Genomic DNA, 21,706 nt, shown 5'->3' on the forward strand with positions numbered 1-21,706 from the left:
CCGTCTCCCTACCGGCGTGCCACGTTCTAGAACTCTTCCCAACCACCGGCATTGGCCGCCAGTGTCGGTTCGATGCGGGGTGAAAGCGCAGCGGGCCGGCGTACCGGGGTGACCGTCGCAGCTACCGCTGCCAATGCGGGGCGTACCACCGCCGCTGCCGTCGCCGCACCCGTGCGGAACACCGAAACCGCCTCAGCCAGCAGGTTGGCCTGCTCTTCCATCGAGCGTGCCGCTGCACTGGCCTCTTCCACCAGCGCCGCATTCTGCTGCGTGGTCTCATCCATCTGCACCACCGCCTGGTTCACCTGCTCGATGCCCGAGCTCTGCTCCTGCGATGCGGCGGAGATATCAGCCATGATGTCGGTCACGCGCTGCACCGACGCCACGATCTCGCCCATCGTGGTACCTGCCTGGCGGACCAGCGCCGATCCATCGGCGACCTTGCCGACCGAATCCTCGATCAGGCTCTTGATCTCCTTGGCCGCACCGGCCGAGCGCTGTGCCAGCGTGCGCACCTCACTGGCCACCACCGCAAAGCCCCTGCCCTGCTCGCCGGCACGCGCGGCTTCCACCGCCGCGTTCAAGGCCAGGATGTTGGTCTGGAAGGCGATGCCGTCGATGACACTGATGATCTCGGCGATCTTCTTCGACGAGGCTTCGATGGCCGACATCGTGGTGACCACCTGGCCGACCACCTCGCCGCCCTGCGACGCGACACCGTGCGCGCCGATGGCGAGCTGGTTCGCCTGGCGTGCATGCTCGGCGTTCTGCTTCACGGTGGAGGTCAGTTCCTCCATCGATGCTGCGGTCTCTTCCAGATTTGCCGCCTGCTGTTCGGTACGCCGCGACAGATCGGTGTTGCCCGAGGCAATCTCGCCTGCCGCCAGGTTGATGCTGGACGCGCTGGACTGGATGCGGCCGACAATCTGCTTGAGCTGATCGACGGTGGCATTGCAGTCATCGCGCATGCGGGCGAACACGCCGTGGAAGTCACCCTGCATGCGCACGGTCAGGTCCCCGCGCGAGATCGCCTGCAGCAGCGTCGACACCTGCACCAGGTTCTCGTCGGTGGTCTGCATCAGGCGATTGAGCCCTGCCACCATGTCGCGGAAATCATAGGCGAAGCGATCTTCATCGCCGCGCAGGCTGAAGTCGCCCGCCGCCGCGGCCGTCGCCAGCCGGCGGATCTCGCCGTTGATCGCCGACAGGCTGGTCTTGGTCTCGTCCATTGCCTGGGTGATCGCCGCCTTCTCGCCCGGCAGCGGATCCATGTCCACCGACAGGTCGCCCTGGGCGTAATGCTTCATCACTTCGATCAGCCGGTTCTGCACCTGCACGTGCGAGCCGACCAGCGCATTCGTCTCGTGCACCATGCGCCCGTAGTCGCCGGGGAAGGCAGCCTCGTCCATGCGATAGCTGAGGCTGCCGGCATCGTGCTGGCGGGCCAGCTCGCCCTGCGCCGCCATCACCGACTGCAACTGCGCCTGCATGCGCTGCATCGACCTGAGCAGCTGCGTCACCTCATCGTTGCCGGACGCGTCGATGCTGTTGTCCAGCCGCCCGTTGGCGATGCCGTCGGCCAGCTTCACCGCACCTTCCAGCGGGCGGGTCAGGCTGCGGGTGATGGCCCACGCGGCCAGCGAGCCCAGTATCAGGCTCAGCACCCCGAACACGATCGACAACGTGCCGGTCCAGGATTCCGTTGAACGATATTCCTCGCGGCTGCGCGCGGTCAGTGTCTCCTGGTGCCGCAGCAGGGCCGAGATCGCCTCATTCCATGCGGTAGCCAGTCCGTGCTCGGCGAGCAGTTCCTTGGCCGCACCGTCGAAATCACCGGCCTTCATGCGCTCGTGCAGATGCTGGGTGGAGGCGTCGGTGGCCTTGCGTGCCGCGTCGATCTTCGCCACCAGGGCATCACCGGTGGCATCGCGTGGAATCTTGATGTACTTGGCCCAGATGCCGTCGTAGGTCTGCGACAGCTCCTGCGCCTTCTGATAATCCTTGTCGAAATCCTCACCGCGCTTGATCACCATCAGCCGGCGATGCATCAGCACCGCGTTGTTGGTATCCAGCATCTCGTTCAACAGCCGCATCTTCACCATATTTACGTCCACCACTTTCGAGAACTGGGCAGACTTCAGATGGTTTCCGTACAGCGCCAGGCCGACGATGGCCACGATGAACAGCAGCAGCAAACCGAACCCGGCCCCCAGCCGGGATCCCACACGGAGGTTGCGTAAGGCGAGCATCTCAATTCCCTTGATCATGGCCGTACGATCGATGGCGGCGCAGGCAGGGGAAACTTTATGGGTCGATATTATTATATCGATCTAAAACTCTGGAACTGTGCAGACAGGTGTGAAATCAGACAACCCACGAAGGCGCTGTATCCATAAGGTATATCGCCACGGGTATCGAGAATGGGATCAGACAGGGACCTGCCATCCCGTTGCGCCGCATTACGGGGCAGCTGGCCCCGGGAAGATCAGATCCTTCCCGAGCCTTGCCGCATAGATGCTCTCGAACTGGAAAGAGAGCACAAACCGGAACCCGCACGCCGCGGCGTAACGCTTGATGAAGTGGCAGATTTCCTCCCAGGCGCTTTCAAACCTGCACGCGCGGAAATGGAACGAACCCAGCAGGCCCACCTGCCACGAGGCCTAATCCCTTCCGCTACGACAGCTTCCGGCGGGTCGACGATCCCGAAGCCGGTGTTGGATGCTGGAAGATATCCACGCAGACCGTCAGTACCGTCGGAGTACTCGGCCTGGATCGAATCCAGAGCGTGCAGCACGGCAGCCAGATCTGCACCGGCTTCGACTTCGAGAAACAGCGAAATGCTCATTACCTGCGCAAGCCGATGAGGGTATGCCTGTTGAAGAACCGCATCTTCCCCTCGATCGTGAAGTCCGTGCGCCTGATCTCGCCCAGCATCATCTCGCGCTGCTCCTCGCTCAACGTGCAGGGCTCCAGAACATTGGCCTCCAGCACTCGCCCCGGGGGCGCCAGTCGCAGCTCGACAATGCAGGCATTGCCCTCGATGGGAACACCTGCTGGCCACGCCGTCATTGCAATCGCACGCATTTGCTCCTGATACGCGACACGCTCCGCTTCCTCTATCTGCGGGTCCGGCAGATCCGGCGGGCTCGCCGCCACGTGCAGAGCAGACTGCGTGGGCGTTGGCTCTGATATCGAACCAACGATCAGTTTGATCAGGGTGTTCTGTGAGGCCGTTACCGCCAAGGCGATCACCAGAGCGGTGTAGCTGACGCCGCCAGCCTTCTGCAGCTCAAGGTGCCTCCGATGTGCCCCGCGATGCTCGGCATCAACCTTGCGGACAATGCTTCGGCAATGCGCCAGGTACAACGGATTCGCCAGGATTCCTGCAAGTACGCGAAACACCAGGAAAGAGAGCAACGACAACCATGGCAGCCCATCAGCACGAAGGCGGTCATCATCAACGGCGAAAGGATGAACCAGAGCGCTTCCCACGCATGCATGCGCCGGAAGAAGAACCAGAGTGACGAGAACAGGAATGCCGGCCAGTTCCATCGCCTTGGCGCCCTGCTGCTTGCTTCGTACAGCCTCCAGTGGCGGAGATAGGTGGAGAACCTGTCTCCTACCACGATCGCCAGTGCATCCTTTTCGCTCAGCCCATTGGAGGCTGTATCTGTGCGCTGTGCTGCTTCGCCTCCGGCGCTGCCGAAGGTGGGTTCAACCCTTACTCTCATTATCTTCTATCCAAACTCGACACGAAATCACTCAAGACCGATTCCCCCGTAGCATCCCGGCCATTGAGGTGCGCTTGCCTGCATTCAAACGCGGCTTTTCACGAACTCAATGCAACGACCAGAAACACCCTCAAGCCACAACGCAGATTGCAGTCACGACCTGCTCCGGCTCGTCCTCGAGCGGCACACCCCTACCGGAAATTTCGAGGGCACCGTACTGACCTCCGCTACAGAACCACTCCTCTGCTTCATCGAAATGCAACTCGGTGAAGCCAAGAAAATCTGAAACCAGACTTCCAATGCCGATTGAACCTGTTGCAAGTCCACAATAGGACTTACGTGCAACGACATCCCAAGGCACCGCCAATGCATAAACCTTGATCGCCCGCACACCCCAGTCGCCGATCGTAATAGAGAGCGCAGCCATATCACCAGCGCGATCACCGCCAGGCAGGGAGAACAGGAGTCCGCCGTTTCCATGCTCGTCAGGGCCATACCTTTCCAGACGAAGATCAGGCCCGTCCTTAAACCTGTACAACTGAGCATCCGCGTCGATCAGATATGCAGAAATAGCCGCGTCCAGATCACCGCATGACGCATGCAGAGGTATGGCTGCCATGGATACGCCAGGAACAATCGGCGCATCCCACTCAATGGAATTCACATCGATGTTCCTTCACGTCCAACGAAGCTCACCATTATCAAGAACCCATACAATTTCTGCAGGAGCTGCAATCAGGAACTACAGGCACAGATCAGAATCCAACTCTTCCCTGGTCGACCGCCAAGCCCTCCGAAGAAGCTCGACCTGCTCTAGACCAGGGGTATTGCATATCCTATCTATCGAGCTCGCCGCCGGCCGCAGACACGCATGAATCACACTCACTGTGGACACCAGCGACTGAAATCCCCTTAGAGATCATCCCCCAACCCTCACGGAGCCGCGACTTCCTCCCGGGATCACGCAATAGAGCCCCCTAAAGGGCCGCGCTCATCATCTGTGAAAAATCTCGTATCCCGATCCTGCGCAGGCTCCATCCCTCCAAACACAGTGCGCGCTCCACTCAGTAACTTCAATTGTTGGAAATGCCTATGGAGCATGGGCATGGCCACGACAACATCCGACCAATCCATCTCGAATGAGAAATCTATATTTACCGTCCCTTCGAATCTAAAGACGCGAATCAGCAACGTAGGAATATAGACGGATGATTCCAACCTAAAACCATTGATCTCCTGAATCATGCAAGAACTGCACGGGAATTCATCGACACTTCCTGCAAGCCAGTCGCCAACCGCTATCGGCTCGCCATCCAGCTCAGACCACGAGACGGAATCAGCCATGCGACCGATCGATTCCAGCACCGTGGACACGTGAACCCACGGAACGACCTCCATAACAATCTCAAATGAGTCACTCATCAATAAACCCCTTGAACCGCCCGTCCATGTTCAACCTAACACCTCTACCGTCCGGAAGCCTTTTCTCAAGGAATGTGATCCCGGCGTCATTTTTCACAGGCTTGAACTCACCCGGCCCTCGCGCAACCTCGCGTAGATGTTTCATCGCCTGTTCATTCCATGACTTCATCGAACCCGTCATTTTGCCCCAAACAGCAGGGTTTCGGCCGGCGTGCTTGGATAGAGCATGGCCGATCACAGTCGAGCCCTTGTAGGGCGCTTGGGCCGATCCGAGCACGATACGAATTTGGCCTGCACTAACCCCAGCTATCTTCTCAACTGAGGCTGTAGAGCCTCTTATCACCTGCGCCGCCAATGTCTCCGCTACTTCCGCTGCAACCTTGGCCCCCGGCACCTTGGTGAAAATAAGAAGAGGCGCAGCTGCAAGGCTTGCAGACTCGCCATCCCCCTTCAGTACATTTTTTACTACTGAGCCCCACCCCCCGATTTCTCCACTGAAAGTTTCGAGGATCATCACTCCATCGCGGCCACGTGCACTCGTGGCGAGCTCAGCGAGCTGCCGATTGTAGTCCAACCTTAACGCCGCTTCGGTTTTCCCACCGTCCAGCAGTGCTTCCGTCAGCAGATTGAATTCCGCTCGTCGGGTGCCAAGCATATCCTTGTACAGGCTGTGGTCATTGCGGCGGCCATTGTCCAGTTCAATGAATCCTTCGTGCTGCTGACCATCGGGACCAACGAACGTCATTGGGTTTGAGCCAATGAAGCTTGACGCAGCAAAGTCTGACTCGTACGAGCCGTATATGGCATCTACACGTGCGTAGGCCTCGCGCAACAGACGCCCCCGCGCCACCTTGACCTGATCGGTACTACAGCTTTCCCCGCATCCGAACAGCAGATTGGCGAAGTCCTTTGCCTTTGCGGCCAGGAAATTGATCTCATCAGGATGCAACTGTCGATTGAACTGATCTCCCAGCAGCGCAGTGCCCGCACCATCGGTACCACCCACGACCCCGCCCAACGCAGCACTGGCCAGTTCGATCAAGCTGTTGAACTCACCACTTCGCGGATCCATGCCCTGACCGGTAAGGAAGCGTGTCATCGCCTCCTTGGCCAGCGCGGCACCGGTGGCACCCGCAGCGGCGCCGCCAATATCGCCGCCACTCAATGCCGCAACGGCAGCGCCAGTCAGGCCATGCAGCAAGACCTTGTTGCGCCCGCTTTCACCCCACTCGCTAATCCGCCGCAGCGCGTCGGCCTCGGCCTCGGCATCACCATTGGCGCGCGCAACTTCCAGATCCACCTTGGCCTGGGCACTCTTCTTGGAGGCCAGATTGCCAACGGCCTTGAAACCGATCTCCCCCAGGATCTGCGTGAGTTCCTGCCGCTCCTGAACCTTCTTCTCGTCGAAGATGGGCGCAAATCCATTGGCGTTGTCCAAACCAGTTACGCCGCGCTGCAGGTCTGCCAGCGTGCTGTTGTTTCCATTTCGAATGTCGATCGTGCCGTCGGCCACGCCGCTTCGCGTGGTGGAGCTCTTGCTGTCACCCGTTGGCAGGCCCGGCATCACCGAGGGGTTGAAGTTGAACCCGTCTGAAGGGCTCCCGCCGCCACTGGTACCGCCACTGATCGAGGCGGAAAGGAACTCCGCCCGGTTCTTGAGATCCTCAACCGTCAAGCTGCCCGTAGACAGCAGATTCTTCGAGGGATCCGCGGTGCTTGCGATGACGGCCCCGACCAGATGCGTGTTGCCCCCCACCTGCAACTGGAAGCCCCCGTCGCCGGCGGCGATTCCCGTCTGCTCTCGGACGCTACGGTAGTCACTGTCGATCATGGCGGCACTGCCGCTGGCACTACCCTCGAAGCCATAGCCAATCGTGGCTTCACCTTTCGCCGCAAGCTGCTGGCTCTTGTATCTATCCGTGTCCTGCTCTGTGCGCACCGTCAGATTGCCCGCCACCTGACCGACAACTTGGTTGGCAACCAGCTGTGCGCCCTGCAAAGTCGTGTCTCCTCCACTCGCAAACGTAAGGCGATCCCCGGCCTTGATGATGCTTTCGTTGTGGACGGTGCCGTTCCCGTCGGCCTTGCCACGCGCGGCATTGGCGCCAACATAGACACCGATCGCTGCACCGCCGCCGCTGCTTCCACTGATCGCAACACCGATCTCTCCACCCTGGGACTGGTTTCTGCTGTTCTGGGCATAGCGATCCTCGCTGCTTCGGATCATCAGATCCTTGGCCGCCGCAAGATCTACGTTGCGACCCGACACGTTACTGCCCACCACGGTCAGATCACCGCCCGTGGCTGCGATCACCACATCGCCATCACTGTGCAATGTGCTGCCACGATGGGTCGTCTGCTCCATCGTCGTTTCCGACTGGGATCGCTGGGTTCCTGCGGTCACCCGGACGTTCAATCCGGCGCCGCCACCGCCATCGCCCGACTGCTGCCCCGCAGCCTGGGCCACCGCGATTGCACCCTGCGCCGCCTTGTACGCATAGAGCGCCTTGAGGCGATCGTCCTCGACCTCGTCTGCGCGCTTGGCGAAGGCGTACACGGCGCGTGCACTTTGAATGGTATCAACGGTCGCACCGCCCACGGCAACATTCAGACCGGACTGCCTGAAGTAGTTCCTGTCGTTGTACTCCGAGTGCTGTTCTGCTGAATCGATACGCACATTCTTGCCAAGCAACGTCATTCCGTTCCTGGAGAGCACATCGGAGCCCCCGATGTGCAGCGTTTCGCCCGCAGTCAGCGTCACGCTGCCCAGCGCGCTGCCGACGATGCTTCCTTCCGCGATCGTCTCGGTCAGGGAACTGCTGTTGCCGCTGCTTCGGCTGCCGAAGGTAACCCCGAAACTGCCATTCATCCCCCCAAGTAGCCCGGACTTCTTGCGATCGCTACTGTGCTGTTCGGAATGACTGGACTCCGCAGCAACAATACTGAGATTGCCTTTGGCAGCCATCACTACATCGCCAGTGGACGCAATCTTGGCGCCCTCGGCTGTGATGTCACGACCTGCGCCGATGCTGATCCGCTCAGCCGACAAAACCGTGCCAACGGCCAAGATGTCTTGGGTTGCATCGTGCGTTGCGGTACGCGTAGTGGACGTTAGCCCACGCCTCTTGCGCTGGGTGTCTTGCTCCCAGGTGTGCTCTTCCTGCGCGGATGTCAGATTCACATCACGGCCGGCACCAATACTGATCGCGTCCTGTTCGCTTCGTACCTCTGCGGCTACCAGGTTCACATCGCGGCCTGCACTGAGTGCGATTCCGCCGTCAGCAGACAACTGGCTGCCGCGCACGGTCTCATCACGCTGGCCGACCTGCAGCGAGCTGCGCTTGCCTGCATTGGCAAAATCCCGGCTCTCACTGTCCACCAGCGCCTGGCTGTTGATGTCACCGCCGGCCTGCAATGCCAGGCCACCACCAGCATTGATCTGCGCTGCAGCAAGGTTGATGTCCTTGCCAGCGGCCAGCACCACATCGCCAGCGCCCTGCACCGATGTGGCAGCGTGTGTCGTCTTGGCGCTGCGCTGGTGGTTGCGTTCATCGAAGGTGGCGTCGCGGCGCTCCTCCAGCGCAATCGCGCCAACATCCAGAGTGCCGCCTGCGGCCAGCTGGGTCAGGCCGTCGGCGCCGGCGTTGCGGATCTGTGCGGCCTGCAGGCTGATGTCACCACCGGCCACCACCGACAGCATGCCGTCGCCACTGGGATTGGTTACATACAGACCAGCAAACCGATCAATGCGGTTGGTCTCGTACCGGTAGGTGCCACCGCCCTGCTGTGTCTCCACCGTGGAGGCCACCGTGACATTTCCCGCAGCCTTGACCGACAGCGCATCGGTGGCCGTCACGGCGGCACCCACAACACGGATGTCCTTGTCCGACGACAGCCCGACGTACTGGCCGGAAATGCTGCCGCCCAGATGCTCGATGTTGCCGGCATCGATGGTCACCAGCTTGCGCCCGGCGATGTTGCCGGTGTTGACCAGGCCATTGCCCAGTTTGATATCGACATTGGCGCCTGCCAGCAGTGCGCCGTTGCCGTCGAGGTCGCCCGGGCGCAGGCGCAGGTAGACCTGCGGCACCAGCGCGGTGGTGGTGCTGCCATCGGCCAGGGTGACGGTCTGCTCGACCAGCCAGACGATGTCGCTGGTCAGCTGTGCCATCTGCGCTTCGGTCAGCGCCACGCCGGGGCGAAGGCCCCATTCGCTGGCCACCGTGGCACCGGCCTCCAGCAGCGCGCGGTACTGCGCCTCGTCACTGGCGTAGCCGTCCAGGAAGCGGCGACCGGTCAGCTGGCCGATCTGCTCGCGCACCAGCTTCTGCTCGTAGTAGCCATCACCCAGCCGCTTCTGCACGGTATCGGGCGAGTAGCCCATCTGGCCCAGCAGGTGGTCCGAGCTCAGCCAGGTCTTGTGGTCGGTAAAGCGCGGATCGGTCTCGACCAGGTAGTGGCCACCGTTGGGATTGACGTTGAACAGGCTGGCGCTCGGCGCGCGCGTGTCCGGTGCGCCCATCGCGATGCGGTCCGGCGATCCGCCACTGGCCGCGACCACGCGCGGCCCGGACGTGCCGGTGTTGCCGCTCACGCCGCCGACGCTGCTCCCTTGCTGGGTACCGGCGGCATCGGCCGCCTGCGCCAGCGCGCGTTCGGCACCGGTGCCGGTGGACTGGCCCGGCCCCTGCGCACCGCCGTGGCCCGGCCCATCCGGCAGCGCTTTGGGACCCTGCACGTTGAGGTTGGCCATGGCAGAACCGTTCTGCACGTTCGGTGCGTTTCGCCCCTGGTTGAGGTTGCTCAGGTCACCGACGTCGATGACCAGCGTGCCTCCACTGGTGATGCTGCCACCGATCCTGCCGATCTCCTCGGAGATCGTCTCATTGCTCCAAGTGACCCGTTCATTGCTGTAGGTGTGGCCCACGTTGTTGAATTCATGGGTGCGGAACAGCGTCTGCGCCAGATTCTCCACCTTCGCCGTTGCGGTCAGCCCCACGATGCTCAGGTTGCCCCCTGCGGCGATGCTGCCGTAGTGGTTCTTCAGGTTGTCCGTGCCGATGCGCATCGCCCCGCCGGAGCGGATCACCGCATCGGCGCCTACTCCGGCGCCGAGCACATCTTCGGTCACCGTCCGGGTGGCAATGCGGTACTGCTCGTTGCTGCTGACATTGTTGCCACCCGAGCCGCGCGGATTGGTCAGCGTATGATCCGGATCGTTGTAGTCCTTGTAGGTCCACAACTGCACGCAGTTGGTGGTGCAGGTTCCGTAGTTGCTGGAATAGGTCAGCTTGTCGTCGACATAGCGGAATGGCGGCGCATCGGGATGCAGGGTGCTCAGCTCGGCGAACGGGTCATCCGCGCCGACGCGCACCTGGTCCGGATTGACCTGGTTGTCCTGCCGGCCGACGTAGTACATCACCACCGTGCCATCCTGCACGTTCAGGCGCGCGCGTTCGCCCAGGCCTGCATACAGGCCACCGCGCCCGAAGAAGTAGGCACTGGTCTTCGAGCTCAGGCGCACCACCGCGCGATGCACGGTGAAGCCATCAGGCGTGATGTGCGGCGTGTCTTCGAGGATGTCGGCCGGGTCGAGGTAGTACACCTCGTGCGCGGAGTAATGGCTGGTACTGCGGATGTCCTCGGTGCCGTTCTTGCCGTTGCGCCACCATGCCGGGCGATCCAGCCGCACCGGATCCATCACGGTCCTGGTCTGCGAAACGACCACGTTCTCGCGGATGTTGTTGACCTCCTGCGCATCGATGGACAGGTTGCCGCTCACATCGATGACCGAGCTGATGTTGTCGATCCGCCCGGCAATGCCGCTGGCGATGCGATCGGCACTCAGCGTGCCGCCGATGGCAGCATCACCGCCGCTGTAGATCAGGCCCTTGCCGGTGTTCTGCAGCTCGCGCACGCCCAGGTCCAGGCGCTCGCGTGCAGCCACGGTGCCGACGCGGGTGGCACCACCGGCCTCTTCGGCGCGATTCTTCAGCACGCCGGTGGAGATCGCCACGCGATCACCATAGATGCGCCCGGTGCCAAGATTGTCGATTTCGCCGGCCTCCAGGTGGGTCAGCGCGCCATCGATCAGGCCCCGGTTGGTCAGCTGGCCACGGGCATTGAGGTGGGTCGTGCCCTGGCTGGATATCTCACCCGAGGCCGCATTGGTGATGTTCTGGGCGTTGAGGTCGAGGTTGCCACCGCGCACCACACCCTGGTTGTCGAGGTCGCCGGACAGGTTCAGCGACAGGGTGCCGTTGGCGATCCATTCGCCACGTTGGCGCATGCCCTGCTGCAGGGTGAGGCCGAGGTCACGCTGCGCATGCACCTGGCCGTCTTCGCTGAGCGCACGTGCGACCAGGGTCTGGCTGCCATCGGCGCGCAGCAGGCCGCCGCTGTTGGCGACGTTGTCCGCCTGGCTGTCCAGGTTGCCGCCGGTGCTGATCACGCCGCCGGTGTTCTGCAGCTGGCCGTTGATCTGCAGCCGCGCACCGCCATCAGTGACGACCTGGCCCTGGCTGTTGTCCAGCCACTGTGCACCGAACTGCAGCTGGCCCGCCTGCAAGCCACGCGTGCCGTCGCCGCCACGGGTGTTGCGGTTGTCCACGCTGGCGGCCGTGAGGGTCAGCAGCTGGCCGGCCGCGATCGCGCCGTCGGCGTTGTCCAGGTGCCCGTCCAGGGTCAGGTCGAGGTTGCGCCCGGCCTGCACGCGACCACTGGCATTGGCCAGGCTCGCCGTCTGCAGCGACAGATTCGCGGCGCTGGCAAGTGTTCCACCGGAACTGTTGTCGACGCGGGCCAGCAGCAAGCGCGCATCGCCTTGTGCATTGACTGCGCCGCCACGGTTGTCCAGCACGCCACCATCCAGCTGCAGCTTTCCGGCCGCCAGCAATCCACCGCTGCCGGCGGTGGCGCGGTTGTCGATGTCCTGCCCGGCCGTGTTGATGGCCAGGTCGGCCGCCGACTGCACGCGACCGCCCTGGTTGTCCATCGCGCCACTGCGAACGCTCAGATCGCCCTTCTGCGTGCCCAGCGTGCCGGCGCGGTTGTCCAGCCGCTGGCCGCGGGTATCGATGTCCAGCTGGCCGCCCAGCAGCGTGCCGCGCTGGTTGAGCAGGCCGTTGCCCTGCAACTGCAGCCGTTCGCCGGCCTGCATCGCGCCGTCGCTGTTGTCCACGCCTGCCGCCGTGGTCGCGCTCAGGTCCTTGCCAGCGACCAGGGTGCCGTGGCGGTTGTCGAGACTGCCGGCGCCCAGGGTCATCGTGCCGGTGCTGGACAGCAGCCCCTGCTCGCCATTGTCGAGACGACCGTCAACGCCCAGCACCAGCGCGCTGCCGCCCGCATGCACGGTACCGCCCAGGTTGCTCAGGCTGGCTGCGGTGACCGTGCCGGCACCGCCCAGCAGGATGCGGCCCTTCTGGTTGTCCAGCGCCTGGCCGATCGCCAGCGTGGAGTGACCGCTGCCTGCACCCTGCAGCGTGCCCTGTGCATTGATCAGCTGCTGCGCGGTGAGATCCAGCACGCCATTGCCCGCCAGCGTGCCACCACGATTGTCCAGCACACCCTGTACGCGCAGGCGCAGCGCGTCTTCACCGGTTGCGATGAGCGTGCCACCGGCGGTGGTCAGGGTATCGGCGGTGATGTCGACGCGGCGCGCCGAGGTGGTTGCCGCGGTCAGATCGAGGTTGGCGCCATCCAGCGCGAAGCTGCCATTGCTGAGCACGCTGCCGCCGTTGCCCAGCAGGGTCTTCGCCGAGACCTGCAGCTGGCCGCTGCCGGCGTGCTGGATCCTGCCTGCACTGTTGTCGAGCGTCTGTGCCAGCAGGGCCAGGTCGCCATTGCTGGCCAGCGTGCCACCGGCATTGCCCAGCGTCGTGGCCTTGATGCGACTGGCGCCTTCGCCGCTGGCGATGATGCGGCCACCGGCGTTGTCGAGCGTAGTGGCCTCAAGGTCGAGGCGATCGGCGCCCAGCGTCGCGTCACGATGATCCACGTCGCCAGCACGCAGGGTCAGCGTGGCCGAGGAGACCAGCGTGCCCTTGCTGCCGTCCAGGCGGCCGGTGGTGATGTCCAGGCCCTGGTTGCCGGCCTGGCGGATGCTGCCGCCACTGTTGTCCAGCCGTGCGGAAGTGACCGTCAGGCGATTGGCATTGCTGGCGATCGTGCCTTCGTGGTTGTCCAGCGCAGCGACGATCTGCAGCGTGCTGTCAGCCGTTCCGGCACCGCTGAGCGTGCCCTTGCGGTTGATCAGTTCACCGGCCTGCACATCCAGTGCCCCGTTGCCAGCGATCGTGCCGCCGCTGTTGTCCACGCCCTGCGCCACGTGCAGCCGCAGCGCGTCGCTGCCGGTCGCGCTGAGGTTGCCACCGGTGTTGTCCAAGCGCTGCGCATCGATGGCAATGCGCTCTGCCTGGGTAGTGCTGCCGGCCCCCAGCAGCAGGTCGCCTCCCTCAAGTTCCAGCGCCGACTGGCTGAGGATGCGGCCGCCCGCACCCTGCAGGCTGTCGGCGCGGATCTGCAACGTACCGCCGCCGGCGTGTTCGATTGCACCGCTGCGGTTGTCCAGGCTTGCCGCCTGCAGCCGCAGATCACCGGTACCGGCCAGGCGGCCGCCGTTGCTGTTGTCCAAGCGCTCTCGGGCCTGCACCTGCAGCGCGCCGCTGCCTGCCGCCAGCACCTTGCCGCCCTGGTTGACCAGGCTGCCAACCTGCAGCTGCACCTGGCCATTGCCGGAGATGCCGCCGCCGCTGTTATCCAGCGTGTCGCGCACCGTCAGCGCCACGCCCTGCGTGCCGGCCGACTGCAGCGTGCCCTTCTGGTTGTCGATGCGACCGGCGTCGATGCGCAGGCCGCCGTTGCCGACGATCTGGCCGCCCTGATTGTCGAACGCATGGCGCACGTCCAGCGCCAGCGCCGAGACACCCTGCGAGACGATCTGGCCCTGGCGGTTGCGCAGTGCCCCGGCGTGGATCTGCACACTCTGCGCCGATGTCGTGCCACCACTCACGTCCAGCTCGCCGCCGGACAGCACCAGCGCGCCGTTGCTGAGCAGACGCCCTTCGCTGCCACGCAACGTATCGGCCTGCACGCTCAGGATGCCGGTGCCAGCCTGCTGAACCAGGCCGTTGCTGCTGTCCAGCGTGGTCGCGACCAGTGCCAGATCGCCGTTGCCGGCCAACGTGCCGCGGGCACTGTTGTCCAGCGTCGTGGCCTTCACCGAACTGGCCCCGCTACCCAGCGACAGCAGGCTGCCGCCCCGGTTGTCCAGCGTCGCGGCCAGGATCTCGAACCCGGCCGCACTGAGCGAACCGTTGCGCAGATCGGCGTTGCCGACCGACCATTGCAGGCGGCCCAGGGTACTCAGTCGCCCACCGCTGCCGGCCCAGTCGCCCGTATCCAACGCGAGACCACCGCCACCGGCATGTTCGATGCGGCCTCCCGCATTGCCGACCTGGCCTGCGCGCAATGCAAGCCGCGTGGCATTGGTGGCCAGCAGGCCACCGTCGTTGTTGAACAGGCCCTGCACCGTCCACGACGATGCCGCCTTGCCGGCGTGGCGCAGTTCACCACCGCGGTTGTCCAGCGCCTGCGCATCCAGCGACAGGTCGCCGGCCACGCTCAGCGCACCCTTCTGGTTCGACAACAGGCCCACCTGCAACGCGGCATCGCCATGCACCTGCAGCATGCCGCCGTCATTGCGCAGCTCCCCCCCGGCCTGCAGCGCGCTCACTCCCAGGCGACCGCCGCTGTTGTCGAGACCGTTGCGTGCGGCCAGTGACACCGAGCCGCCGTTGCTGATGCTGCCGCCGTCGTTGTCCAGCGTACCGGCGATGGCGATCAGGCCCTCGGCCAGGGGCAGCTCCGGGGACGTCGGCGTACCCGCCGAGCCGCCATTGCCGCCTCCGGTTCCCGGCGTTCCCGGCGTGCCGGTTCCCGGTGTTCCACCGCCATTGCCGGGCGACGCGCCGCTGCCAGCGCTGCTCCCGTTACCACCTGATGCCATGGCATCCAGTGCACCCAACAGGCCATTGCTACGGTTGCTGGCTGCGTCGGCCTTGAGTGCCAGCCCTTGCACACCGGTCTGTTCAATGGCGCCGCCATGGTTGCGCAACCCCTGCGCCTGCAGCTGCAGGCGCTGTGCATTGAGCGTGCCGTTGCTGTTGTCCAGCGTGCCACCGGCGGTGATCGCAACTTCGCGCGTGGCCGCGATGGTGCCGCCATTGGCAAGATCGCCACCGGCCTGCACGCGCACGTTCTGCCGCGACTGCAGGGCGCCGGTGTTTTCCAGCCGGCCATCCACCGTCACCACCAGCTCGCCGGCCTGTGCGCCAATGCTGCCGGCATTGCGCACGCCCACGCCGTGCTCGTTGCCCACCAGCCAGATCTTGTTGGCGAACATGCCGCCCAGCGCGCCAACGTCCAGCGCGAAGGCCGGTGCCTCGCCGCTGGCCGCGGTCGCGCTGGCCTGGCTGTGGTCGGCACTGACCACGTTGTTGCCCAGCGTCGCCTGCAACTGGTTGGCCCAGATGCCGGCGTTGACCTGCAACGAACGGGTGATCAGGTCGGTGTAATCGGCACGGCTGGTGTCCAGGCCATCGCCATCGATCTGGATCGCGCCACCGGTGACCCGATAGCCCTCAAGTGCGCCTGCACCCGTGAACATCGGCGTGCCGGTGGTCAGGGTCACCCGGCTGGCATTGAGGAAACCGCCGCCATTGACCTGGATCCCGGCCGGGTTGGCAATGATCACTTCGGCGCGCTGCCCGGCCACTTCCACATAGCCGTTGAGCCGGCTGGCCGGACCATTCACTTCATTGAGGATGACCCGTGCACTGCCGGTGGCGAGCCACGGGTTGCCCTGCACCCAGCCGCCCAGCTGCGTCTGCACCTGGCCGCGGGCGTTGTTGAGGATGACGCCATCGCGGCCCACGTCGAACTGCGAATAGCGGTTGCGCGACACACCCGCCGCCGACGGCGTGGTGATGTTCACCATCGGCACGCCATTGGGTGCCGTCACCATCGTCGGCCGTTCACGGCCCGGCGCATTCGGATCGGAAATGATGCGCGCATCGGACTGCGCCAGCGCAGGCGTTGCCAGGCTGACCCAGCCCAGTGAGCACATCAGTGCGAAGCCCAGCGGCGACAGCGCAGCGCTCTGCCGGCCCGGCACATGGCCGACCAGGCCACCGCCGCCCTTCACCAGCTCCGAAGCCACCTGCCAGACGCGCAGCGCGCGGTTGAAAACCAGACGATAGATAGTGTTCATGTCACGTGTCCTTGTGGCAGATCAGTAGCGCCAGGCCAGGCTGAAGCCGAATGTGGTGTAGTCGGTGGGGAAATGGGCGGGTTTGCGCAGCGCCGAACCCACGAAGCCATCCCAGGAAAGCTGCTGCCAGCCGCCGCGCAGGCCCAGTGCCATGCCGGCCAGGTCATGGCCGGACTGCCACTGCGCGGATGGGCCGCCGATGCGGCCGTAGTCGGCAGCCACGTAGAACTCCTGGCCGCCACCGATACCGAGCGAAAGATCGTTGCGCAGCGACCAGCCACGCTCGCCGCTGAGCGAGCTTTCACCGTCGAAACCGCGCACGGTATAGCGGCCACCGATGGCGAAGCGGTCCTGCGGCGAGAGTGGCGTGCGGTTCCACTGCGCCCGCCATGCGGCGGTGTAGCGCAGGCGCTGCCTGCCCAGCTGGAACGGCACGCTGAACTGCGCGTCGGCAGTGATCAGCTTCATCCGCGAGGTGCCTTCCAGCGGCAACGTCGGGTCCCACAACTGCGCCATCTCTTCCGGCGAACGCAGTGCGTGGAAGGCGCCCGTGCCACGCCGGTAGGCCACGCTGGCATCGAGCGTGGCAGTGCCGATGAACTGCTTGTGGGTCAGGCCCAGTTCCCAGCCCGCGGTGCGGCGACGCTGTACTTCGATCTCGGTATCGTCGATGTAGTTCTTCGACTCTCGCTGCCAGCCGCGCGCGTAGGCGCTGAACTTGACCTTGGCATTGCGCAGCAACAGCCGGTCCACCCGCGCTTCGGCGTTTTGGCTGCGGCCGCTGTAGTCATAGCTTTCAAAGGCACCAACCACGTTCTGGCTGTAGTCGTAAGCGCTGGCGGTGGCACCGAACAGCCAATACCCGTAGGGCACGTCGTAGTGCGCGGTCCAGCTGTTGGTGTCCTTGCCTCGGCCGTTGAACACGCCACGGCCCGCACTGACGTAGAACAGCTCGTTCAGGCCCAGCGGATTGTCCAGCGACAGCGTCGCGTTGGCCTGCAGCTTGCCGGTGCCGCGGCTTCCGGCATCGTCCAGGGTAACGCTGGCGCGTACCGGTGAACGCTGCTTCCAGTCGATCTGCAGGTCGCTCTGGCCCGGCGCCGCGCCCTCGCCGTCGGCCGGCGCGATCTTGATGTCGGCGCTGACGGTGGGCACGCGCTGCAGGTTCTCCAGACCCTGCTCGATGTCACGCAGGTTGAGCAGGCCGCCACTGCGGATCGGTAGTGCATTGGCGAGGGCCGGATGCCGTCCCTGCGGATCGGAGAACGCGGCCTCGCGGAACCGGCCCGGCACCACCGACAACGCCAGCGTGCCCTGGTTGAGGTCCTGCGGTGCCGACAGCACGCGCGTGGTGACATAGCCACGGGCGATGATCGCGTTCTGCACACGCTTCATCACCACGTTGATGCCTTCGGTTCCCAGGCAACGGCCAGTGGCCGGATCGTCCGTCGGGTCGGCCGCCGCCAGTGCCCAGCCGAAGCGCTGGCTGTCTTCGCCTTCCAGCACGATGCGATCGATGCGTACGCACGGGTGCTCCTGCGCCGGCAGGCGGTCGCCCTCCTTCTGCGCGTCCCGCTCCAGGCGGACGTCGGGGCGTTGTTCCTGCTGCTCGCGCAGCACGCGTTCGCGCTCCTGCTGCCGCAGCAGTTCCTGCGCGGCGGGATCACCGGCCTGCTGGGCGGTCGCCGGCCATGCGGCAACGGCGAGCATCAATGACCAACCACGATGGAGCCTCGGCCCCGGGTGCTTCTTCCCTGTTTCCACGCTACGTTCCATTCGAAATCGTCCTGCCAGCCGCGGTGCTGCAGGAACGTGAACCGAGGCTGTGCCACCATGGACAGCCACGGCATCGCGCGACAGGCGCAATGCCGCAGTACAGATCGGCCGGCGCGGGAGTTTCTGAAGAATGAATTTCCGCAGGGCGCGCGTCAGCCCGGTGCAAGGGCTCGCGGCAAAGCGTTGGCAGGTTGCGGAACGAGCGTTCGCCTCGTGCCTGCAAAGCGGCACATGCGGCTGCACGACAGCCGTGCAGCGAAGTGCAGCCGCGAAGTATGCGGTGCACGGCCCACGCCCGCAAAGCGAATCCGTTCAGCCGCACACACCCTGCGCGCGGGTCACGCTACAGTCGGCGCATGACCATCGTCCTACAGATTGAAGGCGCCGCCATCGATGACATCGCCAGCCTGTACGCGGAGATCAACCGCGTGTTCATGGCTGGCGAGGCGTGGCAGCTCGGGCCAAGCCTGGATGCGCTGGACGACCTGCTGCATGGCAGTTATGGCGCGTTGGCCGGCCAGGCGCAGGCCACGCTGATCTGGCGCGATATTGCCCACAGCCGCACGGCCCTGGGCATGGAGACCACCCGCCAATGGCTGCAGGCAAAGCTGGACACACCGGGCAGCTTCAACACACAGGCCATTGCCCACCAGCTGCAGGCCCTGCAACGGGGCGAAGGCCCGACCTACTTCGAGATCGTCATGGAGATTTTCACCAGCCACCGGCAGATCACGCTGGTCCCGGCCTGACTCCTTTACGTGCCGTACCGGCCTGCCACCGGTGGCGGCAGCCCTGCGCCCCAGCAGTTACCATGGACGGCCCTGTACCCGCTCCGCTGCGGCCGCCCTCCGGCGTGGCCGGATGCCCAGATCCACGAGTCCCATGTCCAAAGACAAGTCCGCCGAACACACCCCGCTGATGAAGCAATTCTTCGCAGCCAAGTCCGAGTACCCGGACCTGCTGCTGTTCTTCCGCATGGGCGACTTCTACGAGCTGTTCTACGACGATGCGCGCAAGGCCGCGCGCCTGCTCGACATCACCCTGACCCAGCGTGGCAGCTCCGGCGGCGCACCGATTCCGATGGCCGGCGTGCCGGTGCATGCCTACGAGGGCTACCTGGCACGGCTGGTGGCGCTGGGCGAGTCAGTGGCGATCTGCGAGCAGATCGGTGACCCGGCGCTGGCCAAGGGCCTGGTCGAACGCAAGGTGGTGCGCATCGTCACCCCCGGAACCGTCACCGACGAAGCTCTGCTGGACGAGCGCCGTGACACCCTGCTGATGGCGCTGTCGCGCACGAAGCAGGGCTACGGCCTGGCCTGGGCCGACCTGGCCGGTGGCCGCTTCCTGGTCAACGAAGTGGAAACCGACGATGCGCTGGAAGCCGAACTGGCCCGACTGGAGCCGGCCGAGCTACTGGTGCCCGACGAAGAAAACTGGCCGGAATTCCTGCGCCAGCGCACCGGCGTGCGCCGCCGCGCCCCCTGGTTGTTCGATGCCGACAGTGGCCGCCGCCAGCTGCTGAACTTCTTCAAGCTGCATGACCTGAGCGGCTTCGGCATCGATGACAAGCCACGTGCGACCGCTGCCGCAGGTGCCCTGCTCGGCTATGTCGAGGAAACCCAGAAGCAGCGGCTGCCGCACCTGACCTCGATCGCCATGGAAACCGCTGGCGAGGCGATCGCGATGAACGCCGCCACCCGCCGCCACCTGGAACTGGATACGCGCGTCGACGGCGATACCCGCAATACCCTGCTGGGCGTGCTCGACAGCACGGTGACGCCGATGGGCGGCCGCCTGCTGCGGCGCTGGCTGCACCGCCCGCTGCGCCTGCGCGAGGTGCTGGTGCAGCGCCACCATGCGGTGGAAACCCTGATCGATCGCGGCAGCGACGCCGACATCCGCGAACAGTTCCGCCGCCTGGGCGACCTGGAACGCATCCTCACCCGCGTCGCGCTGCGCTCGGCGCGCCCGCGCGATTTTTCCACCCTGCGTGATGGCCTGGGGCTGCTGCCCGCCGTGCGCGAGGTGCTGGCGCCACTGGACTCGCCGCGCCTGCAGGCCCTGCACGCCGCGCTGGGCGAGCATGACGCGTGCGCGCAGCTGCTGGCCAGCGCCATTGCCGAAATGCCGCCACTGAAGCTGAGCGACGGCGGCGTGCTGGCCGACGGCTTCGATGAAGAGCTGGACGAGCTGCGCCGCCTGTCCACCCATGCTGACCAGTTCCTGGTCGATCTGGAACAGCGCGAACGCGAAAGCAGCGGCATTCCCACCCTGAAGGTGGGCTACAACCGCGTGCACGGCTACTACATCGAGATCAGCAAGGGCCAGTCCGACCGTGCGCCGGTGCACTACACCCGCCGCCAGACGCTGACCAATGCCGAGCGCTACATCACCGAAGAACTGAAGGCGTTCGAAGACAAGGTGCTGTCCGCGCGGGACCGTTCGTTGTCGCGCGAGAAATACCTGTACGAGCAGCTGCTGGACACCCTCGGCGAACAGCTGGAACCGTTGAAGCAGTGCGCCGCTGCGCTGAGCGAACTGGACGTGCTGGCCGCCTTCGCCGAGCGCGCGCAGGCGCTGGACTGGTCGCGGCCGGAACTGGAAACGGCACCGTGCCTGAAGATCGAGCGTGGCCGCCATCCGGTGGTCGAAGCGGTGCGTGAGCAGCCGTTCGAACCGAACGACCTGGACCTGCATCCCGACCGTCGCATGCTGGTCATCACCGGCCCGAACATGGGCGGTAAATCGACCTACATGCGGCAGAACGCGCTGATCGTGCTGCTGGCCCACATCGGCAGCTTCGTGCCGGCCAGCCGTGCGGTTATCGGTCCGATCGACCGCATCCTGACCCGCATCGGCGCCGGTGACGACCTCGCCCGCGGGCAGTCGACCTTCATGGTCGAGATGGCCGAGACCAGCTACATCCTGCATCACGCCACCGCCCATTCGCTGGTGCTGATGGACGAGATCGGCCGCGGCACCTCCACCTACGACGGCCTGGCGCTGGCCGATGCGGTCGCACGTCACCTGGCCTACCAGAACCGCTGCTATACGCTGTTCGCGACCCACTACTTCGAGCTGACCGCGCTGGCCGACGAACAACACGAGGGCGGCCGCAGCGGCATTGCCAACGTGCACCTGGATGCCGTCGAGCACGGTGAAGCGCTGGTGTTCATGCACGCGGTGAAGGACGGTCCGGCCAACCGCAGCTTCGGCCTGCAGGTGGCCGCACTGGCCGGCCTGCCGCGCACTACCGTGGCGCAGGCACGGCGGCGCCTGGCCGAGCTGGAGCAGCGCGGCGGTGAAAGCCATGCCGCCGAGCTGGCGCCGCAGGCATTGGATGCGCCGCAGCAGTTCGGCCTGTTCAGCGCCCCGGCCAGCAAGGCGCAGGAAGCGCTGGCGGCGATCGACCCGGACGAACTGACGCCCAAGCAGGCGCTGGAAGCCCTGTACCGGTTGAAAGCGCTGCTGTAACTGCAACGCATAGAGACGGCCTCCGGCTGCCATG

At 64.8% G+C, this 21,706-nt stretch carries 8 protein-coding genes; 2 read left to right on the forward strand and 6 right to left on the reverse strand.

The window, feature by feature from the left end; translation table 11 throughout:
- Positions 1 to 26: 26 nt before the first annotated feature.
- From HMPREF3114_RS05075 to HMPREF3114_RS05100, 6 genes are all read right to left on the reverse strand, one after another.
- Complete coding sequence (locus HMPREF3114_RS05075) at positions 27 to 2,249, reverse strand: methyl-accepting chemotaxis protein (protein WP_070489261.1); 2,223 nt, start codon at positions 2,247 to 2,249, stop codon at positions 27 to 29.
- Positions 2,250 to 2,844: 595 nt separating this feature from the next.
- On the reverse strand, positions 2,845 to 3,552 hold the full coding sequence (locus tag HMPREF3114_RS05085; RefSeq protein WP_229766012.1) for a hypothetical protein: 708 nt from the start codon (positions 3,550 to 3,552) through the stop codon (positions 2,845 to 2,847).
- 309 nt (positions 3,553 to 3,861) lie between these two features.
- On the reverse strand, positions 3,862 to 4,395 hold the full coding sequence (locus HMPREF3114_RS20535) for a hypothetical protein (RefSeq protein WP_229766011.1): 534 nt from the start codon (positions 4,393 to 4,395) through the stop codon (positions 3,862 to 3,864).
- Between the two features lie 296 nt (positions 4,396 to 4,691).
- Positions 4,692 to 5,153 (reverse strand): hypothetical protein, encoded by a 462-nt coding sequence (locus HMPREF3114_RS05090; protein ID WP_053498148.1) that lies wholly within the window; start codon positions 5,151 to 5,153, stop codon positions 4,692 to 4,694.
- Positions 5,146 to 16,422, reverse strand: a complete 11,277-nt coding sequence (locus tag HMPREF3114_RS05095) for a hemagglutinin repeat-containing protein (protein ID WP_256337632.1) — start codon at positions 16,420 to 16,422, stop codon at positions 5,146 to 5,148. The genes HMPREF3114_RS05090 and HMPREF3114_RS05095 overlap by 8 nt, the downstream gene beginning before the upstream one ends.
- Before the next feature lie 21 nt (positions 16,423 to 16,443).
- Complete coding sequence (locus tag HMPREF3114_RS05100) at positions 16,444 to 18,198, reverse strand: ShlB/FhaC/HecB family hemolysin secretion/activation protein (protein ID WP_070489264.1); 1,755 nt, start codon at positions 18,196 to 18,198, stop codon at positions 16,444 to 16,446.
- A gap of 356 nt (positions 18,199 to 18,554) precedes the next feature.
- Here HMPREF3114_RS05100 and HMPREF3114_RS05105 point away from each other — a divergent pair, with 356 nt between their 5' ends.
- Positions 18,555 to 18,947, forward strand: a complete 393-nt coding sequence (locus HMPREF3114_RS05105) for a barstar family protein (protein WP_053498144.1) — start codon at positions 18,555 to 18,557, stop codon at positions 18,945 to 18,947.
- Between the two features lie 133 nt (positions 18,948 to 19,080).
- Positions 19,081 to 21,672, forward strand: coding sequence for a DNA mismatch repair protein MutS (mutS, locus tag HMPREF3114_RS05110; RefSeq protein WP_005415745.1), 2,592 nt, complete (start codon positions 19,081 to 19,083; stop codon positions 21,670 to 21,672).
- Positions 21,673 to 21,706: the final 34 nt, after the last annotated feature.

The organism is Stenotrophomonas sp. HMSC10F07, assembly GCF_001807895.1.
In the GTDB taxonomy this organism is placed as follows: domain Bacteria; phylum Pseudomonadota; class Gammaproteobacteria; order Xanthomonadales; family Xanthomonadaceae; genus Stenotrophomonas; species Stenotrophomonas sepilia.